Below are 10775 nucleotides of genomic sequence, written 5' to 3' on the forward strand. Positions count from 1 at the left end.
CCATTGCCGCCAATCAGCCGATCAAAACCCGCCCCACCCGTTATGGTGTCATCCCCGCCCAAACCGTCGATCGTGTCATTGCCATCGGTTCCCGCCAGATCATCCGCCCCCTCGCTCGGACCGGTGGGGCCTGTCGGGGCGGCGGGGTCGATGTCGCGGTCGTCGAAGCGGATCACTTCGATCCCGGCGATCTGGAAGCTGGAGTTGCCATCGGTGACGGTGAATTGGCCGCTTTCCGCATCGCCATCGATATCGAAGCTGGCCGACTGGCCCGCGATGACGAGCGTATCCTGCCCCGTGCCGCCGATGACGGTCTCAAGCCCGCCGAGCCCCGCATCGAGCAGGTCATTGCCGGCCCCGCCATCGAGACTGTCATTGCCGAGCCCCCCCGACAGCGTGTCGTTGCCCGCCCCGCCATCGATCACATCCGCCCCGGCATTGCCGGTGAGAAGGTTGGCCGCGTCGTTCCCGGTGATGGTGTCGTTGCCCGATCCACCGCTGGCATTCTCGATCACCACATTGGCCGCGATGGTGAAGCCGCCATGGATGCCGACCACATACGAGATGAAACCGCCGCCACCCGGCGCATAGGTCAGGGTCGCCGCCCGCAGGTCGAGCGTGGCGGCGGCCGTGCCGTTATGTTGGAGGGTATCGGCCCCACCCGCATCCCAGATCGCGGCGTAAAAACTGCCCGCGGCGTTGCTGTCGGGCAGGATATAGGTGTCGTCGCCCGTGTTGGTGCTCATATTGGCGCCGTATTTGTCCTGCAGCACGGCGATGTCGAAGGCCATGGGTGTGCCTTGGTAGCCATAGGCCAATGATGGGCTGGTCCCGTGCGGGGCGGTCTGCCAGCCATCGACATAGGTCATGGTCGTGTAGATGCCTTGGTTCAGATCCTCGAGGCCGGTATCGCGGAAGGGATCGACCACGCCGGGCATGATCAGCGTGCCGCCGCCGGAGTCATGGGGATGAGCCAGACCCATGCCATGCCCGATTTCATGGATCATGGTGATGAAACCGAACCCACCTTGCGCGATGCCCGCATCGGTCCAGCCTTGACCGTTCGTATTGAACGCGCCCCAACCATCGAGGGTGTATTCGGTGCCGCCCAAGGTCCTGTCGCCGCCACCCACGATCCAGTAGCCCAAGGCATCGATCGCGGCCGTCTCGATCAGGATGAAATCGGCCGCGGCGGCCGTTTCCACGATGTTGAAGGTGACATTCGCCACCGCCGAGAATGTGGCGAAGGCCAATTGCATCTGTGTTTGTTCAAGCGCGCTCCACGTCGTGGTGGTTGCCGCGGTGAACCCATCGTCGAAGGCCAGACCACCCGGCGCGAAATAGACATTCAGCGTGCTGGGGGCGGTGTAGTTCCAGTTGATCGTATCGAGCGGCGAGGCCTCGGCTGCGTTGAATTCCGTCAGGGTGAGGGTGTAGCTGCCCGTATCCGTCACGCCGAAGGCTTGGCCTTCGGTCGTGTTGTAGTAGCTGCCGGCGGCGATGTAATAGGTGCCGCTGGCCGGTGCGGTGAGCGCGATGGTCTCGGCGACACCGTGGAAACCCGCATCGATCGTCTGCAGCAGGTTCCCGGCGTCGTCATAGATGGCGAAATAGGCATCGCGCATGGTGCCGGGGGTCATGGTGATGTTGTACGTCACACCCGCGGTTGCGGTAACTTCGAACCAGTCCCAATCGCCCGCTGTGCCGATGCTGCCTTGAAAAGTGTCACCGACCAGAAGTTCGAGGGTCGTACCCGTCCCTTCGAGAACATCGCCGCCGGGCTGTTCGGCCTCGAGCACGGTCCTGTCGCTGGTGGGCTGATGTAGCCAGTCGCCGGCAAAGGGATTGAACAACGCACAGGTCATACACATGGCACACTACTCCTGATCAAACGGATCAACCTCACACACGCCTATTCTCGCGAAAGCTGGCGTTTACATGGCGACAATAGCAGAATTTCGTGGAAATCGGAAAGCCATCGCTATTCCGGTCATCGCCTGCCCGCGCCGCGTTGCCCGAATGCCGCGGTCGCGCTATAGCTGGAGATGTGGCGTGCGGTGCGGTGCGGCGCGCGTTTCGTTTGTGTGAGGGATAAGTCATGGGCCCTTTGGCGCGCGTCTCAACGGGTGTATTGGGGATCAGCTTGGCCGGCTTGATCGCGCTCGCCCCGCCTGAGGCGGGCGGCAATGGCGGCGGGCCCGCGGCTGGCGGCATCGCCGATCTTCCCTATGCGCAGGGGCAGGTCTTCGACACGCTTGACGCCTATCTGGCCCATCTTCAGACCCTCGGCACCCTCGGCATCACGTGGTACCGTGCCTTGCCAGATGGCCGCTACGAAGCCGTGCGCCGCCGCGCCCCCGGCACGCCGCCCACGATCTTCACCCGGCAAGAGCTGCTTGATCGCTATGGCTTTGCCCAGTGACGCGTCAGCCCGTCCTCTTGCGCCTCCTTCGCCCTGCCTGTAACGCCAAGAAAAGCAAAGATCAGACGGCCTGATGACCTCACAGAACACCACAAGCCCCAAATCGGCCGCGCCCATCGGGGCCAGCGAAGACCGCGCCAAATCGCGCCGTATCGGCAGCTTGCGCGCGCTTTTACCGTTCATGGCGCCCTATTCCGCGATGATCGCGGCGGCGATTGCAGCCCTTGTGCTGACGGCGATCGTGTCGCTGACGCTGCCCTTGGCGGTGCGGCGCGTGGTGGATGGATTCGAATCCGAAGCCGCGGCGCTGCTCGATCAGTATTTCCTTGCCGCATTGGGGGTTGCCACGCTCCTCGCGCTGGGAACGGGGCTGCGCTATTACCTCGTCACGCGTCTGGGCGAGCGGGTCGTGGCCGATATCCGAAAGGCCGTCTTCGATCGCATGATCGCGATGAGCCCGTCCTTCTACGAAAAGATCATGACCGGCGAGGTGTTGAGCCGGATCACCACCGACACCACGCTTTTGCTGTCGGTCATCTCCTCCTCGGTCTCGGTTGCGTTACGCAATCTGCTGATCTTGATCGGTGGATTGGCGCTGATGATGGTGACCTCGCCCAAGCTGACGGGCGCGGTCTTGTTGATCGTGCCGCTGATCATCGTGCCGATCGTGGTTCTGGGCCGTCGCCTGCGCAACCTCAGCCGCGAGAATCAGGATTGGATCGCCGAAAGCTCGGGCAATGCCTCCGAGGCGTTGCTGTCGGTGCAGACGGTGCAGGCCTTTACCCATGAGCGCGCATCGGCCGCTGATTTCGATCTGGTGACCGAGAAAAGCTTTGACAGCGCCAAGAAGCGCATCGCCACCCGGGCGGTGATGACGGTGATCGTGATCGCGCTGGTCTTTGCGGGTATCGTCGGCGTCTTGTGGACCGGTGCGCGCGATGTGCGCGCCGAAGTCATGAGCGTGGGTGAGCTGATCCAATTCCTCATCTACGCGATCATGGTCGCGGGTTCGGTCGGGGCGCTGTCCGAGATATGGGGCGAGTTGCAGCGCGCCTCGGGCGCGACCGAGCGGTTGGTGGAATTGCTGCGCACGACCGATAGCGTGGCCGATCCCGTCCAGCCCATCGCCCTGCCCAAGGGCGGGCGCGGCGAGATCGCCTTTGACGCGCTGCGGTTTTCCTACCCGACACGGCCCGAGACTTCGGCGCTTGATGGGGTCAGCTTCACCATTCAGCCCGGTGAAACCGTAGCGCTGGTCGGCCCCTCGGGTGCGGGGAAATCGACCATCTTCCAACTGCTTTTGCGCTTCTATGATCCGGTATCGGGGCGCATCACGCTTGATGGTGCCGATCTGCGCGACATGACCCGCGCCGATTTCCGCGCAGCGATGGCATTGGTGCCGCAAGACCCGGTGATTTTCGCGGCCTCCGCGCGCGAGAATATCCGCTTCGGGCGCCCCGACGCCACGGATGCCGAGGTGGAAGAGGCCGCGAAAGCCGCCGCTGCTCATGATTTCCTGACCGCGCTGCCCAAGGGCTATGACACCTATGTGGGCGAGCGTGGCCTGATGCTGTCGGGCGGGCAGAAACAGCGCATTGCCATTGCGCGCGCGATTTTGCGCGATGCGCCGATTCTTTTGCTGGATGAGGCGACGAGCGCGCTTGATGCGGAATCGGAGCGCGCGGTGCAAGATGCCGTCACGCGCTTGTCCGAAGGGCGCACCACGTTGATCGTGGCGCACCGCTTGGCGACCGTCAAACAGGCCGATCGGATATTGGTGTTCGAAGCCGGCAAGATCGTGGCCGAGGGCACCCATGACAGCCTTGTCGCCCAAGGCGGGCTTTACGCGCGTCTGGCCCGGCTGCAATTCACCGAAGGGCTGGCCGCCGAATAGGGCGGCCAAGGGCAGGGGGGCGCGATGAACCTGCCGGCGATTGATAACCGGACCGCGCGGCGGCTCTTTCTGGATGCCCACGCGCTGCTTGAGCGGCCCAACGGCGCCGGTCGCGGCGCGGGGCTGGCCGCGGTGATCCAGCGCTTGGGTTTCGTGCAGGTCGACAGCGTCAACACCATGGCGCGCGCCCATGACCTGATCCTGTGGTCGCGTCAAAACGCCTATCGCCCCGACGCGCTGCGCAAACTCAATGACCGCGACCGCGTCACATTCGAGCATTGGACCCATGACGCCGCCGTGATCCCGGCGGAATTCTTTCCACATTGGCGGCTGCGCTTCGCACGCGACAAGGCGCGCCTGCGTGAAAAATGGCAGGATTGGCACGGCACGGCCTTTCATGCCGAGATCGACACGGTGCTGCGCCATGTCACCGATCACGGCGCAGTTCATTCCGCCGAGATCGGAGGGAAGCGCGCCGAGAAATCGACCGGCTGGTGGGATTGGCACCCGTCAAAAACGGCGTTGGAGTATCTTTGGCGGACTGGCGAATTGGCCATTACCCGGCGCGAGGGGTTTCGCAAATTCTACGATCTGACCGAGCGCGTGATCCCGGCCGAGCAACTCAATGCCCACATCCCCGAGGATCGCGTGATCGATTGGGCCTGCCGTGCCGCGCTCGACCGGCTGGGCTTTGCCACGCCCGGCGAATTGGCGGCATTCTGGGCGCTGATCACCCCGCTTGAGGCCAAGACATGGGTCGATGCCGCGCGTGGGCGCGGCGAGATCGCCGAGGCGGTGGTGCAAGGGGCCGATGCTGCCCCGCGCCGTGTCGTGCTGTGGCCCGCGACATTGGCGCGGCTGGCCGATCTGCCCGAAGCCACGCCGCGCATGCGGGTGCTGTCGCCCTTCGATCCGGCCTTGCGCGACCGCAAACGGGCGGAGCGGCTTTTTGGCTTTTCTTATCGGATCGAGATCTTCGTCCCCGAGGCGCAGCGGCGTTATGGCTATTACGTCTTCCCGCTCATGGAAGGGGACAAGATGGTGGGCCGCATCGATATGCGCGCCGACCGCGAGGCCGCTAGGCTAGGCGTGCGCGCTGTGTGGCCCGAGGCGGGCGTCACTTGGGTTCAGGGGCGGCAAAACCGGCTCGAGGCCGAGTTGGACAGGTTATTGCCATTGGCAGGCTGTGACAGCGTCGTCTTTGAGAATGGATATTTAGTAACTTAGTATCATATATTTACGTTATGTCGTGAAAGTGATGCTTCAACTAATTTTGGCAATCACGCGGCGCGGCGTGTCAGATCGGCCAGGGCCGCGAGCCCAAAAACCACCGCCGCCACGCAGACGATCGAGGGGCCGGCCGGCGTGTCGAAATGATAGGCCAAGATCATGCCCAGCACTGCCGAACCCGCGCCGATGCCGGCAGCGATCAGGGCCATCGCCTCGGGCGTGCGCGCGAAACTGCGCGCCGCGGCTGCCGGAATGATCAAAAGCGCGGCGATCAACAAGACCCCCACCACCTTGATCGCCACGGCCACGACCACCGCCAAGGCCAAGGTCAGGATCAATTGCTCGCGCCTTGGTGAAATCCCCGCCGCAGCCGCCAGATCGGCCGATAAGGTTGCGGTCAGCAGCGCCGACCAGCGCGCCCAGATCAAGGCCATGACCAACCCCGCGCCGCCCCAGATCACCACCAGATCGGCGCGGCCCACGGCCAAGATATCGCCGAACAGATAGGCCGACAGATCTAGCCGCACGCCCTGCAGCAGCGACACCGCGACAAGCCCTGCGGCCAGCGCCGAATGCGACAAGACCCCCAAAAGCGTATCCATCGCCCGCCCCCGCCCCGATAGCGCCGAGACCGACAAGGCCATCGTCAAAGCCATCACCAGCGTGCCCAGCATGATCGACATGTTGAACGCGAGCGCCAGCGCCACCCCCAAGATCGCGGCATGGGCCGTGGCATCGCCGAAATAGGCCATGCGCCGCCAGACGATGAAACACCCCAAGGGGGCGGCCGCCAGGGCCACGCCGATCCCCGCCAATGTCGCGCGGATCAGGAAATCATCCAAAAACGCGCTCATTGCGCCGCCTCATGGCTATGGGTGTGCGGATGGTCATTGTCGTGATCATGCCCATGGGCGTGTTCATGCCGGTAAAGCGCCAACGCGCCTTGCGTGCCGGTGCCGAACAGCGCGCGGTATTCGGGGGCCGAGGCCACCTGTTCGGGGTGCCCCGCGCAGCAGACATGCCCGTTGAGGCAGATCACCCGGTCCGAGGCGGCCATCACCACATGCAATTCGTGGCTGACCATCAGCACCGCACAGCCCAATTCGGCCCGCACCTCGGCGATGCGGCGATAAAAGGCGGCCGATCCGGGTTGGTCCAGCCCTTGGGTCGGCTCATCCAAGATCAACAGGTCGGGTTGCGACAAGAGTGCGCGCGCCAAAAGCACGCGCTGAAATTGCCCACCCGACAGATCGACCATCTGCCGCGCGCCCAATAGCCCTGCGCCCGCGTGTTCCATCGCCGCGTTCGCCTCTGCCTCGGGGATGCGATTGGGCAGGTCGAGAAAGCGGCGCACCGTCAGGGGCAGTGTCGGATCGATGTGCAGTTTTTGCGGCACATAGCCGATGCGCAGCCCCGGCTTGCGCCATACCTTGCCAGCGACCGCCTGTTCAGCCCCGATCAGCAAGCGCAGCAAGGTCGATTTGCCCGATCCGTTCGGCCCGACGATCGTTACGATCTCGGCGGGTGAAATTTCGAAATCCACGCCTTGCAGAACGCTTTGGCCACCAAAGCGCATATCGACCTTGTCCAATCGGGCAAGTGTCATGATGGGTTGGCCTTGCTGCAGCTTGGGCAAAGCCCTTCTGCCTCGATCACGCTGCGCGAAATGGTAAAGCCGACGGTTTGCGCGGTTTGCGACAGCGCCGCGCGCGCGGCATCCGGCACGGCCTCGGCCACGACACCGCAACCGGTACAGATCAGGAAAGCCGCATCATGATCGGCGCCCGGATGGCTGCAGGCGGCAAAGGCGTTGAGCCGTTCGATGCGATGGGCAAACCCGTGCTTGGTCAGAAACTCCAAGGCCCGGTAGGCAACGGGCGGCTGAGAACCCAAGCCCTCGTCACGCAGAACATCGAGGATCTCATAGGCCCCCAAGGCACGGTGCCTTTCGAGCAGGATTTCAAGCACGCGGCGGCGCACGGGTGTCAATTGCAACCCATCTGCCGCGCACCGCGTCGCGACCGCTGCGACCGTGTCGGCGATACATGCGCTGTGGTCGTGGCGGGCGAAGCCGATCGGCTCGGGCAGGGGGGGTGTGGCGGTCATGGGCACTTGATATGTTATTGCATAACGTCTAACAAGTGGCCGTCTATGTTATGTTATCACATATGAGGAACGCGATGCACACCCCCAAGCTGGCTTGTCTGACCGCTTTGCCCCTTCTTCTTGGTGCGCCTGCGCTGGCTGATGTGCCGCGTGTGGCGGTTGATATCGCGCCGATCCATGCCTTGGTTGCCAAGGTGATGGATGGGGTTGGCGTGCCCGATCTTGTCATGCCGCCCGGTGCCTCGCCGCATGGTTATGCTCTGCGCCCTTCCGAGGCTGCAGTGCTGCAGGGAGCTGATCTTGTTGTTTGGGTCGGGCAAGAGCTGACACCTTGGCTGGCCGATCCGCTTGCAACCCTCGCCCCGGACGCCGCGCGGCTGACCTTGCTTGAGGCGGAAGCCATACGGCTGTTGGATTTTCGCGAAGGTGTCAGCTTTGCCGCTCATGATCATGGCGAGCACGACGCGCATGATAATCATGGCGAGAAAGACGCCCATGATGACCACGCGCATGACGACCATGCCCATGACGACCACGCGCATGACGACCATGCCCATGACGATCATGCTCATGATGATCACGGGCATGACCATGACCATTCCGGCACCGATCCGCATGCTTGGCTCGACCCCGTCAACGCGGGTGTCTGGCTCGGTGTGATCGCGGATGAGCTTTCCCGCCTCGATCCCGAGAATGCCGCGCGCTATGCATCGAATGCACAGGCCGCGCAGGCGGGTCTGACCACGCTCGAGGCCGAGATTGCCGCGCGCATGGCAGAGCTGAGCGGCCAATTCATCGTCTTCCACGATGCCTATCACTATTTCGAGGCCCGCTTCGGCATCGAGGCCGCAGGTGCCATCAGCCTGTCGGACGCCGCCCCCCCCGGCCCGGCACGGGTGGCCGAGATCCGCGATCTGGTGGCCGACCAATCGATCACCTGTGTCTTTGCCGAGCCGCAATTCAACCGCGGCTTGGTCGATGCGGTATTCGAAGGGACCGGGGTGAATATCGGTGTGATCGATCCGATCGGTGCCGCGCTGACCCCTGGTGCGGCGCTTTATGACGCCGTGTTGCTGGGCATGGCCGCATCTTTCGAAAGCTGCCTGTCAGCTGACTAGGACAGGGGGGCGCTGCTTTTGCATCGCCTCGATCTGGACAAGCGTGGCCTGCGCCTTTTCGGTGGCGCTGGCCAGCCTGTCGCCCAAGCTTTCCAAATCACCACCATCGGCAGGCATGCGCGCGGCCTGTTCCAGCGCGCGCAAGGCATGGCCCAGATCATGGAAGCCGGCCATCATGGCGGCACCCGCCGCGCGATGTGCGGTTTCGGCGCAGCTTGCGGGGTCTTGCGTGAGTTCGGACAAGGCTTGCATCGCCAGACTCAGCGTATCGTGCAACAGCGCCATTCCCAGCGCGTCGCCGCACATCTGGAGTGTCGCGTGCAGGAGCGCCATTTCGTCACCGCTTGGTGAAAAATCGTCAGCTACGGCTTGCGTGGTGCCTTGGTTCAAACAGGCCTCCAACTCTGCCAGCCCGAAGGGTTTGAACAAGACCCGATCCATATCCGGCGGCGCACCCGCATCCGAACCCATCAAATCGACCCGCGCCGTGATGCCAATGATCCTGGACTGTGCCGATGCCCCGGCAAACTTGATCCGCGCCGCGGCCTCCGGCCCGGTAAGGCCGGGCATGTGAAAATCCATCAAGATCAGATCATAGGCCTTGTTCGCCGCCCGGTTGACGGCGTCTTGCCCGGAAAAGGCGGTATCGACCCGATAGCCGAGTTCACCCAGCATTTGCGCGACCAATGCACAGTTGATGCGCGTATCATCGACCACCAGCGCCGCCTGTCCGGTGCGCTGCGCCGTAGAATGCGTCCGTGCCTGTGGCAGCCGCATGGGCGAGGCGCTGGGCGCGAGCACCCCCTCACCGGCATGGATCAGCGGCACGGTGATGACGACATGGCAACCTTGGCCGATATCGCTTTGCACCGTGATATCGCCTCCCATCACCGCAACCGCCTGTTTCACGATCGAAAGCCCCAGGCCAAAGCCGCCGCCATCATGTTTTTGCTCGGGCAGAAGGTCGTGGTTGAACGGCTCGAAAATCCGGTCCAGCCGGTCTGCGGGGATACCGGGGCCGTCATCGATGACCTCGGCGCGCAGCACCACTTGTCCGGCCTGATCGGGGGGGGCGAAATCCAACCGGATGATGATGTTCCCGCCGGGGGCGTATTTCGTGGCATTGGCGATCAGATTGCCCAATGCCCGGCCAAAGGCGCGGGGGCGCCCCAGAAAACCGTTGCCGCCCCCATCGCTGCGGACATCGAGGTTGATCCGCGTCCCATCGTCTTGACCGATCAGCGCCATTTCCGCCGTAAGATCAGTGGCGATGCGCACCGGGTCAAACACCACGATCGGCTCGTTCTCATGGGTGGCGCGGATCGCATCCAAGGCACTGTCGGTTTGCTGCAGGGCATGGATGCAGCTTTGTTGTGCGATCTCGACCAGTTTGCTGGCCGATCCCGAGAGCGACTGGCGCCTGAGAAGATCGAGCGCCGCGCGCACACCATGCAGGGGCGTGCGCAATTCATGGCTCATCGTCGCGAGGAAACGCCGCTGCGCCGTGGCGTAGCGGCGTGCCTCGTCGGCGGCGTCTTGCAGGCGCGTTTCGTATTCGACCTGCTCCGAGATATCTTGTGCGAAAACCAAGATCAGCCGCTGATCTGCATCAAGCCGGGTGATGCGCACCAAGACCGCGGCGGGGAAAACCTCGCCATCGGCGCGTTGGGCCGATACCTGCACCGGTCCGATCGTGGCATCCCCCCGTCGCCGGTCGCCCGGATGAAGCGCAAGAACCGCCGATATTCTGCCAAACGTTCTTGCGGGATCAATGTCTCGTGCAGGCTATGACCCTGCAGGTCGGCGTCGGTATGGCCGAAAATCTCGCTTGCGGCGGGGTTGGTCAAAAGGATGCGCCCCTCCGCGTCACAGATCAGCATCGCAGTAACCGCCGACTCGAAAGCCGCCTTGGCCAAGGCCGTGCTGCGCTCGATGCGCACCTCGGCTGCGGCCTGGCTGCGCCCAAGTCTGTGCGACAGCACCTCCGAGACGACCGTCAGCAAGA

Annotated in this window: 10 protein-coding genes; 4 read left to right on the plus strand and 6 right to left on the minus strand. The window is 63.7% G+C overall.

What is annotated here, in order from left to right; all coding sequences use genetic code 11:
- Positions 1–1871, minus strand: a 1871-nt coding sequence (locus tag ACTG4J_RS12370) for a M10 family metallopeptidase C-terminal domain-containing protein (RefSeq protein ID WP_439139940.1), incomplete at its 3' end; no start/stop codon positions are given.
- A 227-nt stretch (positions 1872–2098) separates the two neighbouring features.
- Here ACTG4J_RS12370 and ACTG4J_RS12375 point away from each other — a divergent pair.
- The 3 genes from ACTG4J_RS12375 to ACTG4J_RS12385 all read left to right on the plus strand — a co-directional run bounded on the left by ACTG4J_RS12375 (position 2099) and on the right by ACTG4J_RS12385 (position 5543).
- Positions 2099–2422, plus strand: a complete 324-nt coding sequence (locus tag ACTG4J_RS12375) for a hypothetical protein (protein WP_439139942.1) — start codon at positions 2099–2101, stop codon at positions 2420–2422.
- A 73-nt stretch (positions 2423–2495) separates the two neighbouring features.
- Entirely contained in the window at positions 2496–4316 is a 1821-nt protein-coding gene (locus ACTG4J_RS12380; RefSeq protein ID WP_439139944.1) for an ABC transporter transmembrane domain-containing protein, read from the plus strand.
- A 24-nt stretch (positions 4317–4340) separates the two neighbouring features.
- Positions 4341–5543, plus strand: coding sequence for a winged helix-turn-helix domain-containing protein (locus ACTG4J_RS12385; protein WP_439139946.1), 1203 nt, complete (start codon positions 4341–4343; stop codon positions 5541–5543).
- A 53-nt stretch (positions 5544–5596) separates the two neighbouring features.
- On the opposite strand, the gene ACTG4J_RS12390 is transcribed toward ACTG4J_RS12385, so the two are convergent.
- From ACTG4J_RS12390 to ACTG4J_RS12400, 3 genes are read right to left on the minus strand one after another with little or no spacing between them, the layout of a single operon-like run.
- A complete protein-coding gene (locus tag ACTG4J_RS12390) occupies positions 5597–6400 on the minus strand; it encodes a metal ABC transporter permease (RefSeq protein WP_439139948.1) in 804 nt (267 codons plus the stop codon).
- A complete protein-coding gene (locus ACTG4J_RS12395) occupies positions 6397–7152 on the minus strand; it encodes an ATP-binding cassette domain-containing protein (RefSeq protein ID WP_439139950.1) in 756 nt (251 codons plus the stop codon). The genes ACTG4J_RS12390 and ACTG4J_RS12395 overlap by 4 nt, the downstream gene beginning before the upstream one ends.
- Positions 7149–7652 (minus strand): transcriptional repressor, encoded by a 504-nt coding sequence (locus ACTG4J_RS12400; RefSeq protein WP_439139952.1) that lies wholly within the window; start codon positions 7650–7652, stop codon positions 7149–7151. Before ACTG4J_RS12400 ends, ACTG4J_RS12395 begins: the two co-directional genes overlap by 4 nt.
- A 74-nt stretch (positions 7653–7726) precedes the next feature.
- Here ACTG4J_RS12400 and ACTG4J_RS12405 point away from each other — a divergent pair, with 74 nt between their 5' ends.
- Positions 7727–8770, plus strand: coding sequence for a zinc ABC transporter substrate-binding protein (locus ACTG4J_RS12405; protein WP_439139954.1), 1044 nt, complete (start codon positions 7727–7729; stop codon positions 8768–8770).
- On the opposite strand, the gene ACTG4J_RS12410 is transcribed toward ACTG4J_RS12405, so the two are convergent.
- Complete coding sequence (locus ACTG4J_RS12410; protein ID WP_439139956.1) at positions 8759–10453, minus strand: hybrid sensor histidine kinase/response regulator; 1695 nt, start codon at positions 10451–10453, stop codon at positions 8759–8761. The genes ACTG4J_RS12405 and ACTG4J_RS12410 overlap by 12 nt on opposite strands.
- Positions 10363–10752, minus strand: a complete 390-nt coding sequence (locus ACTG4J_RS12415; RefSeq protein WP_439139958.1) for a PAS domain-containing protein — start codon at positions 10750–10752, stop codon at positions 10363–10365. Before ACTG4J_RS12415 ends, ACTG4J_RS12410 begins: the two co-directional genes overlap by 91 nt.
- Positions 10753–10775 lie beyond the last annotated feature (23 nt).

Origin of the sequence: Roseicyclus sp. (assembly GCF_965662675.1) — a bacterium.
In the GTDB taxonomy this organism is placed as follows: Bacteria; Pseudomonadota; Alphaproteobacteria; order Rhodobacterales; family Rhodobacteraceae; genus Roseicyclus.